This window comes from Leptolyngbya sp. FACHB-60, assembly GCF_014695775.1.
Classification (GTDB): domain Bacteria; phylum Cyanobacteriota; class Cyanobacteriia; order Phormidesmidales; family Phormidesmidaceae; genus Nodosilinea.
Window position 1 is genome coordinate 114,496 of sequence record NZ_JACJOX010000020.1, and the last position, 21,707, is coordinate 136,202.

The following is a 21,707-nucleotide window of genomic DNA, read 5'->3' on the forward strand; positions in this document are numbered from 1 at the left end:
GCAAATGGTAAGGGCTCTTATCCTAGGCGCAATGGCCAAAACTATACTGAGCCTACGGCAGATTGTTGCCGTAAGTGGGCAGGACAAGGGCAAGCACACCCCAAGCGTCGTTAGATGGCCTGTTTGAACAGTCTTTAACGGTTGAGTAGTGAGTCAGCAACAGCTCTACCGAGCTTGCAACACCCCTCTAAAACCAGAGGCCACAATGCGGGGCTGGCCGTCCTGCATTTGCACTGTGAACGATCGCGCTTCTCGCTGGGTTGAGCCGTCGGGGTAAACGTAGGTGTTCTCGCCCGCTAGCTCGACAGTATCGGCGGTTTGCCCTGTTACCCTCAGTGCCCCCGCAGGCGCTGGCATGGGCGGCGACTTCGACTACTAATCCGCTGAGTTAGCCACCAGACCAGCGGGAGAACATGCCCTAGGGCGGTAACTCTGTAGAAATCTGGTTGCACAACGTAGTGCGAAACAAAAGCCGTCCTAAACCCTAGGGCGGCTTTTTTGTTAGCAGTCAGAAGCAGCGCAGAATTCTTTCTTTAGATGGAGAGACAGACTTAGCCTAGGAGTACGACTCTTAGAAGAGCCGACAGAATCAAAGTTAATATTAAGCAACCCCCATGGCCAGGTCTTAAACGTCCTGGCTCTCTTTATGCTAAAGGCCGCACTATGTTTCTCTTTTTAGTAGAACCTGTTTCAGAAACGTTAAAAGAACCGATTACAACGTTTGTGCTGTTGCTAGCGATTGTGTTGATCACACCGCCCATTTTTGAGCGGTTCAAACTACCCGGATTAATTGGATTGTTGCTGGCTGGGGTGTTATTTGGCAGCAGCGGCTTGGGCTGGCTCAATGCTGACACTGACATCATGAAGCTGTTTTCAGAAATCGGCAAAATATATCTCATGTTTGTGGCCGGTCTTGAGATTGACATGGCCCTATTCCAAAAAACGCGCGATCGCTCCCTCGCTTTCGGAGCGTTGACGTTTGCAATTCCCATGCTGGGCGGTATTGCGGTTGGTTTATTCTTTAACTTTGGCTGGCTGGCGGCAGTATTAATTGGCTCGCTGCTGGCCTCTCATACGCTGCTGGCCTACCCCATCGTGCAGCGGTTTGGCATTGTAAATAATGAAGCGGTAACGGTCACCGTTGGGGCAACAATTTTTACAGATATTGGCTCGCTGCTGGTGCTGGCTATTTGCTTGGGTATCAATCAGGGAGACTTCTCAGCGCTTAAACTGGCCACGTTGTTAGGGTCACTAACTCTGTACACGATCGCAGTTTTAATAGGCCTTAAACAGCTCAGCAAACTGTTCTTTAGCAAAACAGGTAAAGACGAGGGCAATCAGTTTTTGTTTGTGATGCTCTCGGTGTTTCTCTGCGCGTTGGGAGCACAGCTGATTGGGGTAGAAAGCATTATTGGTGCCTTTCTAGCAGGGCTGGCCATCAACAGCGTGATTGGCGATGGCCCGGTCAAAGAAAAGACAGAATTTTTGGGCAGCGTTTTATTTATTCCTATGTTTTTTGTGGCCATGGGGCTGCTGCTCGATCTAAAGGCCTTTGGCGACATTCTGAGATCAATTGAACTGCCCTTGATCATCGTCGGTATGCTGTTGCTCACCAAGGGGCTAGCCTCTCTGGGTGCCCGCATGCTCTATGGCTACAGCTGGCCCGAAACCTGGACGATGTGGTCGCTGTCGATTCCACAGGTGGCGGCGACTCTGGCGGCGGCACTGGTTGGCTACGAAGCGGAAATCATCAACTCCCAGGTGTTTAACAGCGTCATTTTGCTGATGCTGGTGACGGCCATTTTAGGCCCGCTGGTCACCACCAGGTTTGGCAAACAGCTGATCGCTATAGACACTTTGGCAGAAACCGAAACCCTCGATTGGCTCCCCCCTCCCAGCGACATTCCAGAATCGTTTACGGTGGTGGTGCCGATCTACAACCCCAACACCGAGCAATGGCTGATCGAGCTGGCGGCGGCGGTCGCCCGCCATGAAAATGGGCGGGTGATTCCCCTGGCGGTGGCCTTGGCCCAGCCCCAAATGGACTCGCCGCAGCTGGCCAGGGCCATAGCCCACAGCCGCCAGCGGTTAGAGGCCACCCAGGCTATTAGCGCCGCCCTAGAAGCCGAAATCGACCCTAAATTGAGAATTGATTACAACGTGGCTCAAGGCATTTCTCACCTGAGTCGGGAGGAAAATGCCAACCTGATTTTGCTGGGCATGGGGCAGCGATCGCGGCTTGGTGCCCGACTGTTTAGCAACATTCAAGACAATATTTTGTGGTCGGCCCACTGTCCCGTAGTGGTGGCCCGCCTGCTAGATTCGCCTACGACCTGCAAAACCATTTTGCTGCCCATTGAGAACCCATCCCCTGCTAACCTCCGCACCCTGCGCTTTGCCCAGGTGCTAGCCAACACCTACCAAGCCAAAATTACGCTGCTGCATGTGCACAGTTCGCGAGCCTCAGAACTCCAGCGCAGCCGGTTGGCCAAGCAGCTAGAACTGTTGGTCAATCGGTTTCCCGCTGCGGATATCGACATCGACATTCGCCTTGTGCCAGGAGACAACGTGGTGTCTACCATTGTCAAAACGGCGTCGCAATTTGATGTGGTGATGCTGCGCCTCCAGCGTCGTCGAGTCGGCAATGGGCTGACCGTGGGCTCGCAGACCACGTCCCTAGTCGATCAGCTGACCGGCTCGGTCATTTTGGTGGGTGAACCCCATCCTCTACGCAGCGATCGCCCCCTGCCCAGCGATCAAAGGGCTTTCAAGCGCAACTCCAAACTTTTGGCCTCTTCCTAAGGGCTCTTCAGCCTGAGAGCACGCTCAAATCCGTCGGGTAGAACGCTAGGGCATCCAGTTACCCATCCAACCCTGTAGCCGTCACCACTGCCGCCGGTAGTGGTGCTCTACATAGCGCTTGATCTGTCGAGCCATGCGGCGAATGCCTTCTTTTTCGTCGCGGCGAATGAAGGGCAGAAACACCTGGGAGAGCATACCCGAGATGCGTTCCTGGTGGATGTATTTGGTGCGGTTGGGGCCGACATCTTCTAGTTCAAACACATGCTCGCTCTTGAAGCCGGGGCCTTTAGAAATCCACCGCAGGCAGTAGTTGGGCTGCACGACCACGATGCGGGGCTGAAATTCAGTTTCGTCTTCGCCCTCAAGGCGGCGCAGGGCGAGGAAAATTTCGCCGCCGGGACGAATGGGCAGGTTAGGATCGCAGTCGTAGAGAAAGGTATTCCAACGGTGCCACTCTTCTTTGCGGACTAGGGCATCCCAAACGGCAAACCGGGGAGCGTTGATGGTGACTTCGCTGTAGAGACTGGGCATGGCGGTGAGGGGGTAGCCAGAGAAGCGGGCGCCAGAAATCGTGCATAGGTAACAGACGCTACTGCTATCTTCACACACACTGGGTAGACACAGACGGGAGAGACTTAGTCGCCTAAACTAGGGAGCTGGTCTTAATATTCCCTCAAGACAGCAGTCTTGTTTCGCTGGCGATCGCCCAAAGGTTTTGGCATGGCAACTCTCACCCCTAACCCCAGTTATAGTCTCAGTCTACGGCTCAAAATTCCCAATAAAACCGGCATGCTGGCGCGCATTACTCAGGCCATTGCCGAAGCTGGGGGGAATTTGGGAGATTTTGAGCTAATTAGCCGCAACCGCTACGACCTGGTGCGGGTGCTGCACGTCGATGCTTCTAGCGAAGCCCATGTCGAAGACATCATTGCGGCGGTTAAAACCGTTGAAGACATCGAGATTTTGGAGATCTGCGATCGCACCTTTGCGATCCACGAGGGCGGCAAAATCAGCGTGGAGAGCAAGCTAGAGCTGCACAGCCAGGATGACCTGGCCATGGCCTACACCCCCGGCGTGGGGAGGGTGTGCGTCGAAATTGCCGAGCACCCCGATCGCGTTTTTGACCTCACCATCAAGGGCAACACGGTGGCGATCGTCACCGACGGCAGCGCCGTGTTGGGCCTAGGCAACCTTGGTCCCGCTGCCGCCCTGCCAGTAATGGAGGGTAAGGCACTGCTGTTTAAGAAATTTGCCGGACTAGATGCCTTCCCGATCTGCCTGGACACCCAGGATACCGACGCCATCGTCACCGCCGTCAAGCAGCTAGCCCCCGTCTTTGGCGGCGTCAACCTCGAAGACATCAGCGCCCCCCGCTGCTTTGAGATCGAGGCTCGCCTGCGCCAGGAGCTAGACATTCCCGTCTTCCACGACGACCAGCACGGCACCGCCATTGTCACTCTGGCGGCGCTGATCAACGCGCTTAAGCTCGTCAACAAATCTCTCACTCAGGTCAAGGTGGTGATCAACGGAGCCGGAGCAGCGGGGGTAGCGATCGCCAAGCTGCTGCAAAAGGCCGGAGCCACCGCCATTGTGCTGTGCGACTCCAAAGGCATTCTCTCGCTGAGCCGCGACGACCTGAATGCCCAAAAGCAGGAATTTGCCGTGGAAGCCTCGGGCACTCTGGCCGACGCCATGGTGGGGGCCGACATTTTTCTAGGCGTCAGTGCACCGAGGGTGGTGTCGGTGGAGATGGTGGCCTCAATGGCCCCCGACCCGATCGTGTTTGCCATGGCCAACCCCATTCCCGAAATTCAGCCCGAGCTGTTGACGGGCAAGGTGGCGGTAATGGCCACGGGCCGCAGTGACTACCCCAACCAGATTAACAACGTGCTGGCCTTTCCGGGTGTGCTGCGGGGGGCGCTCGACTGTCGCGCTCAGGAAATTACGCCGTCGATGTATCTAGAGGCGGCCTACGCGATCGCGGCCCTGGTCAGCCCCCACCAGATCGATCGCGAACACATTATCCCCTCGGTGTTTGACGAGCGCGTGGCGGCAGCGGTCGCCTCAGCGGTCAAGCATGCGGCACGGGTGGATGGCGTTGCTAGGAAGTAAACAGGGTATAGGGTATAGGGTCTAAGGAGTGACCCTGTACCCTAGATCTTATACCCTATACCCGTTCTACTAAGTACCGCGTAAACTGCACACCGTTGCGATCGACCACTTCAGTATCGTATTGGCTGAAGCCAAATTTTTGGAATAGCCCCAGGCTAAACTCGCTGGCTTCAGCGTAGAGGCGCTGGATTTGTTTCTCCTGGGCGTGGGTGAGCACTGCCTGCATCAGCACTGAGCCAATGCCCCGGTGCAGACAGTCGTGGCGCACGTAGGTAGAAGCCACATAGCCGTCGTCGCCAATGCCCGCGAAGCCGAGGATGGCCGTATCATTCTCGGCCACAAAGGTGGTCACCCCCAGGATGAACTGGTGAAACCGAGGGCTAGCGGCATCGACGGCAGCCCAAGCCTCGACTTGAGCCGGACTGTAGTGCTGCGGGCCGTTGCTCAGCACCGTTTCTCGAAATAGCGTTGCCAGGGCCGGTAGATCCATTTCTATAGCCGTGCGAATGTTCATGCCTATGCCGTTCTCAACGCCACAATGGGATCCAGCTTAGCCGCCTGACGAGCCGGGAAAACACCAAAGAACAGGCCAATACCGCCAGAAACAGACACTGTTAGCAGAATCGCCCCTGCCGAAATTCCAGCCTCAAAGGGAGTCAGCACCCCAATTAACAGAATGCCGCTCACCCCGACGGCGGTGCCAATCACACCCCCGGCGATCGATAGAATGATGGCCTCGATTAAAAACTGCCCCAAAATATCGCCCTGGGAGGCTCCGATCGCCTTTCTCAACCCGATCTCCTGGGTGCGCTCGCGCACCGACACTAGCATGATATTCATAATGCCGATGCCGCCGACAAAGAGAGAAATTCCCGCGATCGCCGCCAGCATCAAGGTCAGCGCCCCAGTAATCGTGTTGGCAATGGTCAGCAGCGAGTCTTGGCTGCTGATGTAGAAGTCGTCTTTATCGCGAATGTTGTGGCGCAGGCGCAGCAGGTTGGTGATCTGAAACTCGGCGGTGGCCATGCTGGCGCGATCGCGGGCCGACACCGTAATAAACGAAACTTCAATGCCATAGGGCGATCGCTCGCTGCCCCCTAAGCGGCTGTCTTTGGTGGTCAGCGGCACCATCACCGCGTCGTCATAGTTAAGGCCTAGGTTGGAGCCTTTCTTTTCCAGCACGCCGATAATGTCAAAGTTAATGCCCCCCACCCGAATCTTTTGCCCCAGGCCCGATTCGTCGTCAAATAGCCGCTCCCGCAGGGTTTCGCCCACCACCGCCACCTGGGCACTGCGGCTGACATCTAACTCGCTGATGAAGCGTCCGTTGGCCACCTCAAAACTGCGCACCGTGAGAAAGTCTGGTGTAGTGCCCACCACATTGATGTTGGCGTTGCGGTTGCGAAAGGTGACGAGCTGAAGACCGCTCGACTCAGCCGCCACGCCACTGACCGAGGGCACCTGCTCAGCGATCGCCGTCGCATCGTCTAGCACCAGCGTGCGCGGCACCTCTAGGGAACCCAGCTCCCGAGTTTCGCGGCTGCCCGGCACAATAAACAGCACGTTTGGCCCCAGGGTTTCGAGCTGGGCGGTGACATACCGCTGCGCCCCCTCGCCCAAACCCACCATCGTGATTACTGAGGCATTGCCGATGATAATGCCGAGCATGGTGAGGGTGCTGCGGAGGCGGTTAGCCGCTAAGGTTTTGGTCGCCATCGACAGGCTTTCTTGCAGGTTCATAGGGAAAATATGCTTAGGAATTTGTCAGGGCAGCCAAGAATTGAGACCGGGCTTCTACAGCTGCTTCTAGCTGAACGCAGCGTTCTAGCAGCGCAATATCTAGTCAGGAAGCCAACGGCTGTAATCGGCAAGCTGATTGCCGATGCATCGGCTGACAAGGAGGCTTGAGCGGTCATCAGAGGCATCCTAATCTACTGGTCTGGGGCAATTGGTTTACTACTGCTGTTGGCGCACGGTGATATTTTCGAGGGATTTGCCGGGGGGGAGATCGACAAAGACGCGATCGCCCTCCTCAACACCGTCAACAATTTGAATTTGGTCGCCCACCTGAGGGCCAAGGGTCACCGGCTGAAACACAATATCGCGGTCATCACCAGGCACTAGCACCCCGCTTTGCCCCGCCTGGGTTACCACCGCCACCGTCGGCACCACCAGGGCGTCGGCCAGCTGATCGCCAACAAAATCCACGTTGACATTCATGTTCGATCGCAGAATATCTTTGCCGTCAATCAGCTCGATGCGCACCTGAAACAGGGTGACGCTCTGCCGCTCGATTGCCTCGGGGGCCACCAGCTTAACCCGGCCCGCAAAAGTCTGATCTGGGAAGGCATCGGCCACCACTTCTACCGTCTGGCCCGGCTCGATCAGGGCGATGTCGGCCTCGGGCACCTCGGCCAGCACCTCTAAATCTTCGGCCAGAGCCACGATCGCCGTAGAGGTGGCCGACGACAGCTCAGAGGCCGAGGTAGTAGGGGTGACAAACGCGCCTTCTGTCGCAAACTTTTGGGTGACAATGCCGCCAAAGGGGGCGCGAATCAGGGTTTCATCCTGACGAATCTGGGCCCCGTCGAGCTGAGCGCGGGCCTGGGCCAGGCGGGCTTCGGCCTGGGCGATCGCCTCCTGGCGCGGCCCACTGCGCAGGTCATCCACCCGCCGCTGCGACTCGGTGACGCGGGCCTGGGCCTGCTCTAGGGCAGCCTGGGCACTGCGCTGCTCACGGGCGGCGGTGTCGAGGTCTGTCGCCGCCACCGCTCCCCGATCAAACAGCTGCTGGCGGCGAGCCAGATCGCTGGTAGCAAGATCTAGCCGAGCCTGAGCGTCGCGCACTTGGGCGCGGTTGGCCTCAACGGTCGCCTCCGCCTGGGTGATTTCGTCGGGGCGGCTGCCCTGGCGCAGTTCAGCCAGAGCAGCCTCGGCCTCAGCTACGGCAGCCCGATTTTGACTCACCTGGGTAGCGGTGTCACGGCTTTTCATGCGGGCGATGACCTGGCCCTGCTCGACGCGATCGCCCTGCTCAACGAAGAGTTCTTCCAAAACACCGGCATTCTCAGGGCTGAGGTTCACCGTCTGCACCGGTCTCACTGTGCCGCTGGCCGCCACCCGCACCGTCAAGGGCTCGATCGCCGCCGCCGTCGTAAAGGCCTCGACATCATAAGCGCTCTGGCGGCTGCGCCAGACCCCAAACCCCACCGAGCCCGCCACTACGGCCGCCGCCGCCAGCCCGGCCAACAGCCACACCAGCGGACGACGCACCTTGCCAATTAAAGGAACCTGCATAAAAACTTTTTAGATTTTGGCCAGAACTAAACTGCTCAGTTTAATTGTAGCGATCGCAGCTCGCCCCTTACTCTGGGGTAGGGCATTGGCTATCTAGCTCGCCCCCTGCATTGATAAGGGCATCGACAAGGGCATGGAAGAGGTCGCTATGGCAGAAACTCCGATTCAGGTGGCGGTGGTGGGTACTGGCTTTGGCCAGAAGGTTCACATTCCAGGGTTGCAGGCCCACCATCGCACCGAGGTGGTCGCGGTATATCACCGCGATCTGGCAAAAGCGCAGGCGATCGCAGCCGAGCACAGCATCCCCCACGCCTGCGACAGCGTCGAGGCGATCGTGGCCCTGCCCCAGGTGCAGGCGGTGACCGTCGCCACGCCGCCCTTTCTGCACTACTCTCAGGCTAAGATCGTTCTCGAAGCCGGTAAGCACCTGCTGCTGGAGAAGCCCACGGCGTTGTCGGGGGCTGAGGCCGAGGCGATCGCCGAGCTGGCGCGCGATCGCAATCTAGTCGCCACCATGGACTTTGAATTTCGCTTTGTACCTGCTTGGCAGCGCCTGGCCGAGCTGCTGGCCGAGGGCTACGTCGGCAACCTGCGCTTTGTCAACATCACCTGGACGGTGCCGGGCCGGGCCGACCCCAGCCGCCCCTGGAACTGGTACTCGCAGCGCGACCAGGGGGGCGGTGCCCTGGGGGCCTTTGCCTCCCACAGCTTCGACTACATCACCTGGCTGTTTGGCCCGATCCAGCAGCTCAGCGCCCGCCTTAGCACCGCCATTTCCCAGCGGCCCGACCCCTCGGGAAAACTTCAGCCTGTGGATGCCGACGACACCTGTAGTTTGATCCTCGATTTGGCCAACGGTGCCCCCTGTCAGGTGGCGATTAGCTCTGTTACCTATGCTGGGCGGGGCCACTGGGTCGAGGTCTACGGCGACGGTGGCACCCTGGTGCTGGGCAGCGACAACCTCACCGACTACGTCCATGGCTTTAAGCTCTGGGGCAGCAAAGGATCAGCCTTGGAAGCACTGCCGATCCCCGATCGCCTTCAGTTTCCCACCACCTACAGCGATGGCCGCATTGCCCCCTTTGTGCGGGTCGTCAATCACTGGGTCAGCGACATCGATCGCGGCCTGGCCACCGAGCCGTCAATCTGGGATGGGGTGCGATCGCAGCACCTGATGGACTTAGCCCACCAGTCTCACCGCCAAAATGCCTGGGTCAAGGTGCCTAAACCCCTATCTCAGGTGTAGAAATGTTCCTGATTTAGGCCGGCCTGCCCTCCAGAGTTGGGGGTAAGGGGTATCCTCAGGGCATCCTTAACCTATAAATGGTGCAGCGCTCCAGCCAGCTCCATTGCCTCCTCCTTAGCCACCGCCCCGGTGATCCATGTCGTTTCAAAGATATCCCCTAGCTACGGTTCAAAAAGTTAGCCAGTTTATTCGCGAAACTCTGGTGCTTCCCCCCCACGAACAGCAGCCAGGCCAGCTCAGTGGGCAAGACGACGACGACGGCCCTCTCCCCGACTCCCTCAACGCCCTAGGCGACCTATTCCGCATTGGGGATATGCCCGAGGACAACATTCCCGCCCCCAATGCTGAGGGGCGCTGGTTTGTCAGCACCCTTGACCCTGCTGAGGCGCTCGTCAAGCTGCCCGGCCTGTGGATGCGCCCTGGCATGCGCCTGGTCACCTACCTGCGCCAGGACGCCAATGGCGGCATGGGCTCTACCGTTGCCCTACCCGGCCTGCTCAGCACCACAGAATATCTCGACGAGGCTATTAGCAAAGTCACGGCCCCCGACCAGGTGCCTAAACCGATGGGGGCATTGCCCAACCTGATGGCCGGCATCGACGGCGATGGCTCGCTGGCGTCCTTTCTCGCCGCCTCGATCTTTACTCGGGAGGTGCGAGAGTTTGGCCGCTTCAATCGCTACGGCCGCTGGGTACACCACCGCTTTGTGACCGCACCTCCCCAGCAAATTCCGTGGCAGTGGCGCACCAAAATCCCCGAAGACTTTTCTCCTAAAGTAGTGCTTCGCCAGGATGCCGAGATCATTGTCGAGTTTTACACCTGCCGCGTGCAGAAGCCCATTGCCCTCTTTCGCCACCTCGATCGCTACCCCCCCAACAGCTACACCGCCGAAAACCAAGATCAGGTGGTCGCAGTGCCAGGAAATGCGGCTGTTAAGTAGAACGGCGGGTGGCTAGACGGAAAAAGCCGTCAATAGCCAAGGCTCACTGTGGTTGGCCTGAGGGATCCGACTTTGAGTAATTAGGTAAGAAGTGACGCTAGCTGAAGCAAGCTTTTGAAGCTGTAGAAAAGCCAGTAAAAACAGCAGGTTATTAAGGGTCTAAACGAAAATATTCTCAGAGGTAGGACTGGGAGGGGTAGGTTTGTGCTCCAATAACAGCGGGATCAGCACGGTGACATAGCCCTATGGAGTTCAACCATCTGAGTTTTTACGTGGATGAGGTGGCCCCCTGGCGCGACTGGTTTGTCCATGCCTGGGGTGGGGTTTGGGTGGGGCCAGAGCCGAGCCTAAACCCAGCGCAACCCCCAGATAGGGCACTCGTCTACCTAGGGCAGGTGCCACTCCTGATTGTGGCTGTGCCCTCGACCGTGACTCAATATTTGCAACAACACCCGCCGGGCATTGGCGATATTGCCCTCCGGGTGGCTGACCTCGAACAAACTCTGCGGCAGGTGGTGGCGGCCGGGGGCAAAGTTATTCAGCCGATCCAAACGGACGCCTGGGGACGAGGGTGCTGGGGACAGATCCAGGGCTGGGGATCCCTAAGCCACACCCTGGTAGAGGGGCAGGGAGAGACTTGGGTGCCGGGCATTGCCCCTAGCGATCGCCAACAATCGGCCTACCCCAGCAGCTTAGTGACGGCGATCGACCACGCCGTAGTCAACGTACCCATGGGAGAACTGTCCCAGGCCGTGGCTTGGTACGCCAGTCAGCTGGGCTTTCAACCCCGGCAGCAGTTTGCCATTGATACCCCGCGATCGGGCCTGCGGAGCCAGGTGCTGGCCCACCCCCAAGGCAGCGCCCAGCTTCCCATCAATGAACCGGCTACCGCTAACTCCCAGGTGCAAGAATTTCTCGACTACAACCGGGGTGGTGGCATTCAGCACGTGGCGCTCCACACCGAGGACATTGTCCACACGGTAGAGCAACTGCGCCGCGGGGGCGTGAGCTTTTTGCCGGTGCCCCAGAGCTACTACGAAGCCCTGGGACAACGTCCCGGCTACCAAACCCAGGGCGATATGCCGTTAGATTGGCTCAGCCAGCGCGAGGCCGCCATTGCCCGACTGCAAATCTTGGTGGACTGGGATCCTCGTCTGCCCCAGGCTCGTCTGCTGCAAACCTTTACCCAGCCCTTTTTGAGTATTCCCACCGTCTTTTTTGAGCTGATTCAACGACAGGTGGTGCGGGTCAACGGCGATCTGGCCCAAGCCCAGGGGTTTGGGGAGCGCAACTTTCAGGCCCTGTTTGAGGCCATTGAGCGGGAGCAGATGAAGCGGGGCAGCCTGGCTTAGGGTTATGCCAGAGAATAGCAAGATGTAGGGTATAGGGTTTAAGGTACAGGGCTAAATCTTAAACCTTGCACCCTAAACCCTAGACCTTGGAGCTTTTCAGAGATCGCTAAGTCTCTAGCGCAGGAAACTGCTGATCGTCCACAGTGCCAGACAGGTGACTGCGGCCGCGATCGCGTCGGGGGTCGCCCAGGCAAACTGTGCTCCTTGGGGAATGAGCAGCTGCCCTACGGTCAGGCCCAGGGCTAGACCAGCAGCCAGACCGGCAATGGTGAGCAGCACCGCTCGCCAAAACTTGTTTTCTTTGCGGTTGAGAAAGTAGATGGCAGCCCCAATAGCCACCGCTAGCGATAGCGAAGGTGCAGCGAACCCGAGCAGGCCTAACCCTGCGTAGGTCACAGCGGGCCAGATAATGTCGTTGCGGCTAGGGGTGTCGACCAGGCCATTCAGCCAGTCGGGTCGAGGGAGGGAGGGGGTGGATTTGGCCAGGGACGAGGTTTCGGGTACGTTTTCAGCAAAGCGAATGCGATCGGGCACCTTGATTTTGCCCTCTTGTCGCAGGCGCAGGCGCTCCATCAAAATGGCGTCGTAGGCGGCTTCGACGGCGGCCTGCTGCTTGGGCTCTTCGGCATAGTGATCGACTAGGCGATCGCGGGCCGCCTGAATTTCTTCAAAGGTTGAGGCTTCAGTTAGCCCCAGCAGTTCATACGAATTTTGGTCGCTCATCTGCAAAACTCCAAAACCCCCAGACGACTTGACAACAACAGCCTGCCCTGATCGAATCTAAACCCAAGCCCCACGACAGTTGCCTAGACCCAGTGTAACTAGCGACCCCACAAATAGGGAACACCTGTCTAAATGGGTATCTCCCTAGGGCATATCTTACGGCCTAGGCTCTCTGAGAAAGCCCCACGCAATTTTTGTTTGTGTCGTGCGAGGGCAGAGCTCACCCCCTAGGATGGGCCCTAGTATGGGGAAGAGTTTTGGCGTTTTGCGGATATTTGCCCCTATGGGTACAGCATTAGCGATGGGTTTGTGGCTGGCCCAAGCGCCACCGGAGGCAGAGGTCCTAGCCGACAGCACCAGCGACGTTACTGGCTTGGTCAATGCCCTGATCGTGCTGCTGCTTGTAGCTACGGTGGTTGCCCTGATTACCCGACGGCTGCGCATTCCCTACGTGGTAGGGCTGGTGCTGGCGGGGCTCAGCATTACTCAATCGGTGCTGCCAGGGTCAGTGGGTCTCAACGCCGAGGTGATTCTAAATTTATTTCTGCCGATTTTGATCTTTGAGGCCGCTATCAACACTGACATTAGCCGGTTGCGCAGCACCATTAAGCCCATTGCTCTGATTGCGGGGCCAGGGGTGGTGCTGGCGGCAATGATTACCGCTGCCCTGCTTCAGTGGGGTCTGGGGCTGGCGACGATTACCGCCGCCGCCATCGGCGTGATTTTGACCATTACCGACACGGTTTCAGTAATTGCCGCTTTTAGAACGGTGCCGGTACCCCCTCGGTTGGCCACCATCGTGGAGGGCGAGAGTCTGTTTAACGACGGCACGGCCCTGGTACTGTTGGGCATCCTTACCACCATTCACCTCCAGGGGTCGTTTACGGTTTGGCAGGGGCTACAGCAGGTGGTGATTGCCTTTGTGGGGGGCGGGGCGCTAGGACTGGGGCTGGGCTACCTGTGCGTGGGGCTGTTTCAGCAGCTCGACGATGCCCTCAGCAATATTTTGCTGACGGTGGCGGTGTCCCTGGGCACGTTTCAAATTGGCCAGGCACTGGGGGTATCGAGCGCGATCGCCGTCGTGGTCGCCGGGCTGGTAATTGGTGAACTGGGCTTTCGCCAGACCTCGGCCTCGACTAAGGTCACCCTGCTCAACTTTTGGGAATATGCGGGCTTTGGGGTAAATACCTTTATCTTTTTGCTGGTGGGTATAGAGGTTGACCCAAGCGTGCTGCTGCAAACCATTCCGGCGGCGCTGTTTGCGGTGCTGGCCTATCAAACCGGCCGTGTTTTGACCACTTACCCCCTGCTGTATCTGCTGGGCTTTTGCGATCGCCCCCTGCCCCTGCGCTGGCAGCATGTGCTGATTTTGGGCAACGTCAAGGGGTCGCTGTCGATGGCACTGGCGCTGAGTTTGCCTGCCGATCTGCCGGGGCGATCGCAGGTGGTCGCCCTAGTGTTTAGCACTGTGCTGGTGTCGTTGGTGGGCCAGGGGCTAACCCTGCCCTGGCTGGTGAAGCGGCTGCGCCTCACGGCCCCCTCCGCTACCAAGCAGCGCCTCGAAACGCTACAGCTCAACCTGATTGCCGCCAAAGCAGGGCAGCAAGAGCTAGCCGCTCTGCTGCGATCGGGCAGTTTGCCCAAAAATCTCTACGAAGAGCTGTTTGCCGCCTACCAGGCTCAGATCGCCAGCGCCGATCGCGACCTGCGTGACTTCTACAACCAGCGCACCCTTACCGATGCTGCCCACCTCGAAGACCAAAGCCACCTAGACGGACTGCGCCGCCGCCTTTACCTCGCCGAGAAGGGGGCCGTCAACGACGCCCTGCGCAAGGGACTGCTATCTGAAGAGACCAGCCAGTCCTATGTCAGAGCCCTCAACGAAAAGCTGCTGGCCCTCAAAGATGACTGAGATAATCCGCCTGAGAGCACCCCGGTAGCAAGGATTACTCATACTGCCCCTCGCCTCAAGCCCTCAGGCGCAGAGCCCCATGAAGTCGAGCATCTTTCGCACCAGACCGGGCTTGGTCACCGCCAGAATGGTTGAGCCGCTCTCAAGCACCGTGCTCCCGTTGGGAATAGTCAAATCTTCGTGGGGGTGGGCCTGGTAACCGATGATCAGCGTGCCTGCCGGGAAGCGGGAATCTTGGGCAATTTCGGCCACGGTGCGACCCACAATGGTGCATTGCTGTGGAATGGGCAGCTTGAGCACTTCCACCTGGCCCTGCTCAAAGTGCATCATCGCTTCCACCTGGGGATACTCAATAGCGTTCACAATGCGGTTGATGGTGAGTTCGGTGGTGCTCACGGTGTGGGTCGCCCCCGCCAGTTGGTAGGGCTCGGCAAAGTCGCGATCGCTCATCCGCACCACCGTCTGGGGCACCCCGTAGTGCTTCGACAGGGTGACGATCGCCAAATTCAGAGCATCCTCAGGCAGGGCCGCAATCACGGCGTCGGCCTTGCGAATACCTGCCTCCAGCAGGGTAGTGGTATTTACGGCACTGCCCTCAAAGGCCATGACGCCGATCTTTTCACGGGCATACTGGCAAGCCAGCGGGTCAGGGTCGACCACAGCCACGGTGTGCCCTTCTGCTAACAGGGTCTTGGCTAGGTCGAGGCCCAGCATGCCAGCGCCGCCAATCAATACGTACATGGTTAACGACTCCTTAATGTTCAGTGGCCGTGCTGGGCAGTAGATATACCCTCCTAGGGGGATATACCAAAAATCAGCCCTTTAGTTATGCTCACCGCATCCATTGTAGGGATGCATCCCCTTGCCTGACCTAGGCCGTAGCTCGCCCTGCTACCTGCTAACTTATCTATTCTTCGGAGCTAACCCATGAAAGGACTCGTCGGCAAAACTGCGCTGATCACTGGCGCTTCGTCGGGCATCGGCCAGGCGATCGCCATTCGCCTGGCTGAGGAAGGCTGCAACATCGTGATCAACTACCACAGCGACAGCGAGGGTGCCGAAGACACCCACCGCCAGGCTATGGAGAAAGCCTGCACCGACGTAGAGAATTGTGGCGTTAAGGCGCTGCTGCTCAAGGGTGATGTCTCCAAAGAGGAAGATGCGATCGCCCTGGTGCAGCAGTCCATCGACCACTTTGGCCAGCTCGACATTTTAATCAACAACGCTGGCGTTCAGACCGACAGCCCATCGGAGGCGCTTGAGGCCGACAGCTTTGATTGGGTTTTGGGGGTCAATCTGCGGGGGGCCTACCTGTGCGCTCGCGAAACCATTAAGCACCTGCTGTCCAGCGATCGCCCCGGCAGCGTGATCAATATTTCTAGCGTGCACGAAATCATTCCCCGCCCTCAGTACCTTAGCTACTCCATCAGCAAAGGCGGCATGGGCAACATGACCCGCACTCTGGCCTTAGAGTACGCCGCCAAGGGCATTCGAGTCAACGGCATTGGCCCCGGAGCCACCGTCACCCCCATCAACGATGAATGGACCGACGATCCCGCCAAAAAAGCCGAGGTCGAGAGCCACATTCCCATGGGTCGGGCCGGCACCAGCGAAGAAATGGCAGCCGCTGTAGCGTTTCTAGCCTCCGACGAAGCCGCCTACATCACTGGGCAGACCCTCTACATCGATGGCGGCCTCACCCTCTACGCCGATTTCCGAGAAGCGTGGTCGGCCTGAAAAAGGGTTCAAGGTTTAGGGTTTAAAGCTTACGGCCACTCCTTAACCCTAAACCTTAAACCTTACCCCTCACCATCAACGGATCCACCCATTCATCAAGTCTTTCACCGCTACCTGAAGAACTGTTACACTTCCTCAACAATCGGTATTACCCCCTACTCTTGCGATGATACGATGCCCATCAAACGGTTGAGAGATAGGACTTCATGACTGAATCGCTGACAGGTCAAACACCTATTTATGGAGGCAGCACCGGCGGTCTCCTCACCAAGGCTGCGGTCGAAGAAAAATATGCCATCACCTGGACCAGCCCCAAGAAGCAGGTTTTTGAAATGCCCACCGGTGGCGCTGCCTTCATGAACGAAGGGGATAACCTCCTTTACCTGGCCCGCAAAGAGCAGTGCCTTGCCCTTAGCAGACAGCTGCGCAACAGATTTAAGCCCAGAATCGAAAACTACAAGATCTACCGCGTTTTCCCCAGCGGTGAAACCCAGTATCTGCACCCAGCAGACGGCGTCTTCCCTGAAAAGGTGAACGAGGGCCGTGGGGCCGTGAACAGCATTGGCCGCAACATCGGGGCCAACCCCGACCCGTCCACCATCAAGTTTAGCGGTAAGACTACCTACGAGGTCTAGGCCCTTTTGGCTCGGCTTGCTGAGCTGATTGCTACCAAGTTCTGACTGTGACTGTTGTGTTGTAAGGGGGCGTAGCTGCGGCTAGGCCCCTTTTGCTATCTAGACGGGCTGGCCTATGGGTGGCGATCGCCCCCTCTGCCAGCCCTTGAACCATTGCGCCGCCTCGATCGCGCTGTAGAATAAGTGCCATGATTTTTCCAGCCTTTGAGCAGTTTCAAACCTACGTCACCCAGGGCAACTTTGTGCCCGTCTATCAAGAGTGGTTGGCCGATCTCGACACGCCGGTATCGGCCTGGTACAAAGTCTGTGCCGGGCAGCCCTACAGCTTTTTGCTGGAGTCGGTCGAGGGGGGCGAAAGCCTAGGCCGCTACAGTTTTTTGGGCTGCGACCCGGTGTGGGTACTAGAAAGTCGGGGCGATCGCGCCACCCAAACCCACCGCGACGGCACCGTCATTGACCACCAGGGCAACCCCTTCGACACCCTGGCCGACTGTCTTGCCCCCTACCAACCGGTGAAGCTGCCCGCCCTGCCCCCCGGCATTGGCGGCCTGTTTGGCTTCTGGGGCTACGAGCTGATCCGCTGGATTGAGCCCACGGTGCCTGTTTACCCCCTCAGCCCCGACGACCTGCCCGACGGTCTGTGGATGCAGGTGGATAGCCTGCTGATTTTTGACCAGGTACAGCGCAAAATCTGGGCCGTGGCCTACGCCGACCTGCGCTACCCCGGCACAGATGTGCGGGCAGCCTACGAGGCGGCCTGCGATCGCGTCCAGCAGCTGCTCCACAAACTCACATTGCCGTTGCCCCCGGCCCAGTCTGCCCTGTCCTGGCACCCGCCCCACCGCGACGCGCCCCCAGTAGACTACACCAGCAATCGCACCCCGGCTGAATTCTGTGCCAGCGTTGAGCAGGCCAAGGCTCACATCCAGGCTGGCGATATTTTTCAGGTCGTCATTTCCCAGCGATTAAATACCACCTATGGGGGTAATCCATTCGATCTGTACCGCTCGCTGCGGCAGATCAACCCCTCCCCCTACATGTGCTACTTCAATTTTTACGACTGGCAGCTGATTGGCTCTAGCCCCGAAGTCATGGTCAAGGCCACCCTGGCCGACGACCCCAGCCAGCCCCGCGTGGCCACGGTGCGCCCGATCGCCGGTACCCGCCCCCGAGGCAAAACCGCTGCTGAAGACACCGCCTACGAAAAAGACCTGCTGGCTGACCCCAAAGAGCGGGCCGAGCACGTCATGCTGGTCGATTTGGGTCGCAACGACCTGGGTCGCGTCTGCCTCAGCGGCACCGTGCAGGTTGACGAGCTGATGGTGATCGAGCGCTACTCCCACGTCATGCACATCGTCAGCAACGTGGTCGGAGCCCTCAGCCCGCACAAAACCGCCTGGGATTTACTTAAGGCCTGTTTCCCAGCGGGCACCGTCAGCGGTGCGCCCAAAATTCGCGCTATGCAGATCATCCATGACCTAGAGCCCTGTCGCCGTGGCCCCTACTCTGGGGTTTATGGCTACTACGACTTTGAGGGCCAGCTCAACACCGCCATTACCATTCGTACCATGGTGGTGAGGGCGCTGCCCGAGGGGGGGCACAGCGTTGCGGTACAGGCCGGGGCCGGGCTAGTGGCCGACTCTGTCCCCGAATCAGAGTATCAAGAAACCCTAAACAAAGCCCGAGGCATGTTAGAGGCGATTCGGTGCCTAAGCTAGCTCTGCTCAAGGGCAATGACTACCTAGCCGCAGCCTTCCGCCCAAGTCACTGACGGAAACTGTCCGGCGCGAAACTGCGTGACTCGCTCCTGGTCGTCGGTTTCAAACACCAGGCGATAGACATCTTCACCGGGATCCTGGGGGGTGAAAATGACGGTCTTACCAAGGGTCACCGGGTTGGCGGTAGCCTCTAGCTGTTCACCATACACTCGCACCAGGTCTTGCTCGGTCGAGCCAATTCTGATGCCGCTGCGGGTGGTGGTGAGGCTGCCTGGCCACACATCGACTCGCAGCACCTGATCGTCAATAGCCATCAGCCCAATCGGTTCACCGTGGTCTTTGATGCGGTAGTACTGACATTGACCGTTGCTAGCGTCTTCGATCAGGACTGGGGTGAGCCCCTTCGCTTGCAGATCGTCGAGCTCCATGCCGATGCGAATGGGACCGAGACCTGTAGTCTTGAGAGGCGCTGCTAGCAGCGCCAGAGTGGGGGCGACATCGGCATTGACCCCAGGAGCCAGGGCGATCGCCCGCTGCATCACCCGCAGCGAGCTGAGGGGAGCGAGCACACCGTCAAGCAATGGGCCAGCTTGAGGACTGTAGGAGGGCAATACTTGAGCAGTAGGTGCAGTGGTTCTAGCAAGGATGGCTTGGGCCTCCCCTTGAGACCGTTGGCCATAGCTGGCTGCCACTAACCCAGCCAGGGAGGTAAAGGCCGCGATCGCAGCCAGGGAGCCCCGGCGTTTTTGTTTCCCCTTGACCATTACTCCTCAGTCCGATATGTGGCTCAACCAGCGACAGACGGGCAGCATTGGTAAAACGCCGCCACTGGCCAGCCAAAATTTTACGCTCGGCCTAAACCGGCTCAACCCCTAGGCAAGACTTATCATAGGGGGGCAAGTCTGGTCAATAGTGTGACCTGACATCGCTTTAGTGTAGCAGCCGCAGTCATCTGTCCCCAATGCCATTCCGTTCTTCGCCCCGGTGGCCTCAGATGCCGTCAACCCATCGCCCTCGGTGGCATCCGCTGATGCTCGCTGGGCTGTTAGCGATCGCCACCGCCTTAACCCTGTTTGCTTGGACTAGCAAACAACCCGTAGACGCTGAAGCTACCCTGATACCAGCCACCAGTCCGCCCCCAGCGCGGGGTCTCAAAAGGTTGTTTCATCGCCCCTATCCCCAGCCATCGCCCCTGACAGTGCCTCCCCCGGTGCTCCCTCAACCCCTGCCGCCCCAGCAGGCTTGGCCTGAGCTGCCGCTGGTACAAACTCAGCCCAACTTTGACGACCTCAATACCGATCACTGGGCCTGGCCGCTGCTAGCTGATCTGGCCCAGCGAGATTTGGTGTCGGGCTTTCCCGACGGCACCTTTCGCCCTGGGGCCGCGATGACACGGGCTGAGTTTGCCGCCCAGCTAGCCCAGTTTAATCTCTCCCCCGATCGCTCCCCGATTCCTGAGCAGACCTCGTACCCAGACGTGGGGCCAGACCACTGGGCCTACAGCAGCGTGCAAGAGTCAGTAAAAATGGGGTTTCTCAGCGGCCATCCAGGGGTGGGCTTTTTGCCAAACCAGTCTGTCACCCGCATTGAGGTGATTGTGGCCTTGGCCAACGGGCTAGCACTGACATCAAGCCGCGCCGCTACCGAAGCCTTGGTGCCCTATGCCGATCGAGACCAGGTGCCAATCTGGGCCATTCGTCAGCTAGTCGCGGCGACCGAAGCAGGTCTGGTGGTCAACTATCCGAAAATTACGGTGCTGGCTCCCGACCGAGTCGCCAGCCGAGCCGAAGTGGCCGCCATGCTGCATCGATCGCTGGTGTACACGGGCAGTCTACAAGCGATACCCTCACCCTACATCGTAGAAAAGGCCAAGCTGCCATCATGGCATAGCTATTAAACCTCAGCCCTACGGTAGGCGAGGCATACTAATGGCAAATAAACTACACCGGATATTTCTAAAACGACGGTAGCGAGATGCCGTCCAGGCCATCCTGCTCTAGGGTAGGCAGCTCTAACCGCTGGCTGCGACGGGTACGCATAGCTAAACGATAGCTGACGCTCTGTAACTCGGCCTGAAGCTGACGATTTTCGCGCTGAATTTCGGCCACTCGCTGCTTGACCGCCGTCATGCGGTCAGCAAACTTTTGCCGATAGACCGTGGGCAGTTCTTGCACGACCTGCTCAAGCATGCGGGTGCGATCGGTCAACTCTTGCACCGTCTGCCGCAGCTGTAGCACTTCACCGTCGCGCTCTTCTAGCTGCCCTTGGTAAAAGTCAATCTGCTTTTCAACTCCCCGCAGCTGATCGCGCAGAGCAGTCATCTCCGCCTGGTGCTGCTCAGACATTTCGGGGCTGGGCACAAACCCAGTGTTGCCTTTCACTAGGCGAAACAGTTCCTGAGAAAGTTGTTGCACCAGCTGGTCACGAATGGCCAGCTCAGACTCGAGCCGGGCAATTTCTGCCTGCTGCTCATTCATATCAGTATATGAAGACTGCGCCACAAGATTACTCCCACACCAAACGACTAACCTGCTACCCGATGCACTAAAGCCTGATCATGCTCCCCGTCCTGGCTCAACTAGCTGTGTCCAAAATAATATGGGTGAGCCCAGCGAGACTTTGGCAGGGTTAGATTAAGTTGCTGCTAATTTATAGCACCTGTCTGAAAAGTTGGCACACTCAAAATTAAATTGGCTGCCCTCTAAACCAAAGCCGCTAGTCAATCTCTTCCTAAGGGCAGACTGACCAGCGGCAGACGGGCATTTTATGGCAAAGCCAGGTCTACTCTTCTTCGCCAGTGGCGACGGTAGCTTCGTCAGCGACGACGGTAGCTTCGTCAGCGACGACGGTAGCTTCGTCAGCGACGGCGGCAACGACCTCAGCAGGTTCTTCAACTTCTTCAGGTAAAGGCTCGTCAGACTCCTGCTTCACTGTCAGAAAGCGAATCACTTCCTCACTCAGACGCATGGCGCGCTCAAGAGGTGCGATCGCCCCGCCAGGTCCGGTGTAATTCATCTGAATATAGATGCCTTCACGGTGGCGATTAATTTCGTAGGCCAGACGGCGCTTGCCCCGGTGCTGGGTCTCCAAAATTGAAGCGCCCTGATCCTTCAGCATGGTTTGATATTTGCCAATAGTCGCATCAATGGCCTCGTCATTTAGATCGGGGCGCAGGATGTACATCGTCTCGTACATGTAAGCTGTCATGAAAACTCCTTGTGGACATAGTGGCC

The 21,707-nt window shown here is 58.3% G+C and carries 20 protein-coding genes and 1 pseudogene; 10 read left to right on the top strand and 11 right to left on the bottom strand.

Annotation, left to right across the window (positions count from 1 at the left end; genetic code table 11):
- Window positions 1-165: 165 nt before the first annotated feature.
- On the bottom strand, window positions 166-357 hold the full coding sequence (locus H6F57_RS07470; RefSeq protein ID WP_190625646.1) for a hypothetical protein: 192 nt from the start codon (window positions 355-357) through the stop codon (window positions 166-168).
- A 306-nt stretch (window positions 358-663) separates the two neighbouring features.
- On the opposite strand from H6F57_RS07470, the gene H6F57_RS07475 reads away from it, so the two are divergent.
- Window positions 664-2,802, top strand: a complete 2,139-nt coding sequence (locus H6F57_RS07475; RefSeq protein ID WP_190625647.1) for a cation:proton antiporter — start codon at window positions 664-666, stop codon at window positions 2,800-2,802.
- An 81-nt stretch (window positions 2,803-2,883) separates the two neighbouring features.
- Here the strand turns inward: H6F57_RS07475 and H6F57_RS07480 are convergent, their stop codons facing one another.
- Window positions 2,884-3,333 (bottom strand): SRPBCC domain-containing protein, encoded by a 450-nt coding sequence (locus H6F57_RS07480; RefSeq protein ID WP_190625648.1) that lies wholly within the window; start codon window positions 3,331-3,333, stop codon window positions 2,884-2,886.
- Between the two features lie 189 nt (window positions 3,334-3,522).
- On the opposite strand from H6F57_RS07480, the gene H6F57_RS07485 reads away from it, so the two are divergent.
- Window positions 3,523-4,914: an NAD-dependent malic enzyme gene (locus tag H6F57_RS07485; protein WP_190625649.1), complete on the top strand. Its 1,392-nt coding sequence runs from the start codon at window positions 3,523-3,525 to the stop codon at window positions 4,912-4,914.
- 55 nt (window positions 4,915-4,969) lie between these two features.
- On the opposite strand, the gene H6F57_RS07490 is transcribed toward H6F57_RS07485, so the two are convergent.
- From H6F57_RS07490 to H6F57_RS07500, 3 genes are all read right to left on the bottom strand, one after another.
- Entirely contained in the window at window positions 4,970-5,428 is a 459-nt protein-coding gene (locus tag H6F57_RS07490) for a GNAT family N-acetyltransferase (protein ID WP_190625650.1), read from the bottom strand.
- Between the two features lie 2 nt (window positions 5,429-5,430).
- Window positions 5,431-6,654: an ABC transporter permease gene (locus tag H6F57_RS07495; protein WP_190625651.1), complete on the bottom strand. Its 1,224-nt coding sequence runs from the start codon at window positions 6,652-6,654 to the stop codon at window positions 5,431-5,433.
- 216 nt (window positions 6,655-6,870) lie between these two features.
- Window positions 6,871-8,211: an efflux RND transporter periplasmic adaptor subunit gene (locus tag H6F57_RS07500; RefSeq protein ID WP_190625652.1), complete on the bottom strand. Its 1,341-nt coding sequence runs from the start codon at window positions 8,209-8,211 to the stop codon at window positions 6,871-6,873.
- 148 nt (window positions 8,212-8,359) lie between these two features.
- Between H6F57_RS07500 and H6F57_RS07505 the strand changes: the two genes are divergently transcribed.
- From H6F57_RS07505 to H6F57_RS07515, 3 genes are all read left to right on the top strand, one after another.
- A complete protein-coding gene (locus tag H6F57_RS07505) occupies window positions 8,360-9,457 on the top strand; it encodes a Gfo/Idh/MocA family oxidoreductase (protein ID WP_190625653.1) in 1,098 nt (365 codons plus the stop codon).
- 136 nt (window positions 9,458-9,593) lie between these two features.
- Window positions 9,594-10,397 carry a hypothetical protein gene (locus H6F57_RS07510; protein ID WP_190625654.1) on the top strand — a complete coding sequence of 268 codons (804 nt, stop codon included), beginning with the start codon at window positions 9,594-9,596 and terminating at the stop codon, window positions 10,395-10,397.
- Between the two features lie 245 nt (window positions 10,398-10,642).
- The gene (locus H6F57_RS07515) at window positions 10,643-11,749 is read left to right on the top strand and encodes a VOC family protein (RefSeq protein ID WP_190625655.1); all 1,107 of its coding nucleotides are present in this window, start codon (window positions 10,643-10,645) and stop codon (window positions 11,747-11,749) included.
- Window positions 11,750-11,863: 114 nt separating this feature from the next.
- Here the strand turns inward: H6F57_RS07515 and H6F57_RS07520 are convergent, their stop codons facing one another.
- Window positions 11,864-12,472: a CPP1-like family protein gene (locus tag H6F57_RS07520; RefSeq protein ID WP_190625656.1), complete on the bottom strand. Its 609-nt coding sequence runs from the start codon at window positions 12,470-12,472 to the stop codon at window positions 11,864-11,866.
- A gap of 301 nt (window positions 12,473-12,773) precedes the next feature.
- On the opposite strand from H6F57_RS07520, the gene H6F57_RS07525 reads away from it, so the two are divergent.
- A complete protein-coding gene (locus H6F57_RS07525; RefSeq protein ID WP_199289593.1) occupies window positions 12,774-14,384 on the top strand; it encodes a sodium:proton antiporter in 1,611 nt (536 codons plus the stop codon).
- Between the two features lie 63 nt (window positions 14,385-14,447).
- Here H6F57_RS07525 and H6F57_RS07530 read toward each other — a convergent pair whose 3' ends face one another.
- Complete coding sequence (locus tag H6F57_RS07530) at window positions 14,448-15,125, bottom strand: TrkA family potassium uptake protein (protein ID WP_190625658.1); 678 nt, start codon at window positions 15,123-15,125, stop codon at window positions 14,448-14,450.
- 186 nt (window positions 15,126-15,311) lie between these two features.
- Between H6F57_RS07530 and H6F57_RS07535 the strand changes: the two genes are divergently transcribed.
- Both H6F57_RS07535 and H6F57_RS07540 read left to right on the top strand, forming a co-directional pair.
- Window positions 15,312-16,121, top strand: a complete 810-nt coding sequence (locus H6F57_RS07535; protein WP_190625659.1) for a glucose 1-dehydrogenase — start codon at window positions 15,312-15,314, stop codon at window positions 16,119-16,121.
- Window positions 16,122-16,327: 206 nt separating this feature from the next.
- Window positions 16,328-16,756 (top strand): photosystem I reaction center subunit II PsaD, encoded by a 429-nt coding sequence (locus tag H6F57_RS07540; protein ID WP_190625660.1) that lies wholly within the window; start codon window positions 16,328-16,330, stop codon window positions 16,754-16,756.
- A 31-nt stretch (window positions 16,757-16,787) separates the two neighbouring features.
- Here H6F57_RS07540 and H6F57_RS07545 read toward each other — a convergent pair whose 3' ends face one another.
- Window positions 16,788-16,946, bottom strand: a complete 159-nt coding sequence (locus H6F57_RS07545; RefSeq protein ID WP_190625661.1) for a hypothetical protein — start codon at window positions 16,944-16,946, stop codon at window positions 16,788-16,790.
- Here H6F57_RS07545 and H6F57_RS07550 point away from each other — a divergent pair.
- Window positions 16,945-18,474: an anthranilate synthase component I family protein gene (locus tag H6F57_RS07550; RefSeq protein WP_190625662.1), complete on the top strand. Its 1,530-nt coding sequence runs from the start codon at window positions 16,945-16,947 to the stop codon at window positions 18,472-18,474. The genes H6F57_RS07545 and H6F57_RS07550 overlap by 2 nt on opposite strands.
- A 23-nt stretch (window positions 18,475-18,497) precedes the next feature.
- On the opposite strand, the gene H6F57_RS07555 is transcribed toward H6F57_RS07550, so the two are convergent.
- On the bottom strand, window positions 18,498-19,238 hold the full coding sequence (locus H6F57_RS07555) for a hypothetical protein (protein WP_190625663.1): 741 nt from the start codon (window positions 19,236-19,238) through the stop codon (window positions 18,498-18,500).
- Between the two features lie 230 nt (window positions 19,239-19,468).
- Between H6F57_RS07555 and H6F57_RS07560 the strand changes: the two genes are divergently transcribed.
- Window positions 19,469-20,371 (top strand): S-layer homology domain-containing protein, encoded by a 903-nt coding sequence (locus tag H6F57_RS07560; RefSeq protein ID WP_190625664.1) that lies wholly within the window; start codon window positions 19,469-19,471, stop codon window positions 20,369-20,371.
- Between the two features lie 58 nt (window positions 20,372-20,429).
- Here the strand turns inward: H6F57_RS07560 and H6F57_RS07565 are convergent, their stop codons facing one another.
- Both H6F57_RS07565 and rpsF read right to left on the bottom strand, forming a co-directional pair.
- Entirely contained in the window at window positions 20,430-20,951 is a 522-nt protein-coding gene (locus tag H6F57_RS07565; RefSeq protein WP_190625726.1) for an Npun_F5560 family protein, read from the bottom strand.
- 442 nt (window positions 20,952-21,393) lie between these two features.
- Window positions 21,394-21,681: pseudogene (gene rpsF / locus H6F57_RS07570) on the bottom strand (30S ribosomal protein S6); the annotation flags it as partial.
- Between the last annotated feature and the right edge of the window lie 26 nt (window positions 21,682-21,707).

Coding starts and splice junctions, on each gene's coding strand:
- H6F57_RS07470 (WP_190625646.1), bottom strand. CDS start 357: ATGCCAGCGCCTGCGGGGGCACTGAGGGTAACAGGGCAAACCGCCGAT.
- H6F57_RS07475 (WP_190625647.1), top strand. CDS start 664: ATGTTTCTCTTTTTAGTAGAACCTGTTTCAGAAACGTTAAAAGAACCG.
- H6F57_RS07480 (WP_190625648.1), bottom strand. CDS start 3,333: ATGCCCAGTCTCTACAGCGAAGTCACCATCAACGCTCCCCGGTTTGCC.
- H6F57_RS07485 (WP_190625649.1), top strand. CDS start 3,523: ATGGCAACTCTCACCCCTAACCCCAGTTATAGTCTCAGTCTACGGCTC.
- H6F57_RS07490 (WP_190625650.1), bottom strand. CDS start 5,428: ATGAACATTCGCACGGCTATAGAAATGGATCTACCGGCCCTGGCAACG.
- H6F57_RS07495 (WP_190625651.1), bottom strand. CDS start 6,654: ATGAACCTGCAAGAAAGCCTGTCGATGGCGACCAAAACCTTAGCGGCT.
- H6F57_RS07500 (WP_190625652.1), bottom strand. CDS start 8,211: ATGCAGGTTCCTTTAATTGGCAAGGTGCGTCGTCCGCTGGTGTGGCTG.
- H6F57_RS07505 (WP_190625653.1), top strand. CDS start 8,360: ATGGCAGAAACTCCGATTCAGGTGGCGGTGGTGGGTACTGGCTTTGGC.
- H6F57_RS07510 (WP_190625654.1), top strand. CDS start 9,594: ATGTCGTTTCAAAGATATCCCCTAGCTACGGTTCAAAAAGTTAGCCAG.
- H6F57_RS07515 (WP_190625655.1), top strand. CDS start 10,643: ATGGAGTTCAACCATCTGAGTTTTTACGTGGATGAGGTGGCCCCCTGG.
- H6F57_RS07520 (WP_190625656.1), bottom strand. CDS start 12,472: ATGAGCGACCAAAATTCGTATGAACTGCTGGGGCTAACTGAAGCCTCA.
- H6F57_RS07525 (WP_199289593.1), top strand. CDS start 12,774: ATGGGTTTGTGGCTGGCCCAAGCGCCACCGGAGGCAGAGGTCCTAGCC.
- H6F57_RS07530 (WP_190625658.1), bottom strand. CDS start 15,125: ATGTACGTATTGATTGGCGGCGCTGGCATGCTGGGCCTCGACCTAGCC.
- H6F57_RS07535 (WP_190625659.1), top strand. CDS start 15,312: ATGAAAGGACTCGTCGGCAAAACTGCGCTGATCACTGGCGCTTCGTCG.
- H6F57_RS07540 (WP_190625660.1), top strand. CDS start 16,328: ATGACTGAATCGCTGACAGGTCAAACACCTATTTATGGAGGCAGCACC.
- H6F57_RS07550 (WP_190625662.1), top strand. CDS start 16,945: ATGATTTTTCCAGCCTTTGAGCAGTTTCAAACCTACGTCACCCAGGGC.
- H6F57_RS07545 (WP_190625661.1), bottom strand. CDS start 16,946: ATGGCACTTATTCTACAGCGCGATCGAGGCGGCGCAATGGTTCAAGGG.
- H6F57_RS07555 (WP_190625663.1), bottom strand. CDS start 19,238: ATGGTCAAGGGGAAACAAAAACGCCGGGGCTCCCTGGCTGCGATCGCG.
- H6F57_RS07560 (WP_190625664.1), top strand. CDS start 19,469: ATGCCGTCAACCCATCGCCCTCGGTGGCATCCGCTGATGCTCGCTGGG.
- H6F57_RS07565 (WP_190625726.1), bottom strand. CDS start 20,951: ATGAATGAGCAGCAGGCAGAAATTGCCCGGCTCGAGTCTGAGCTGGCC.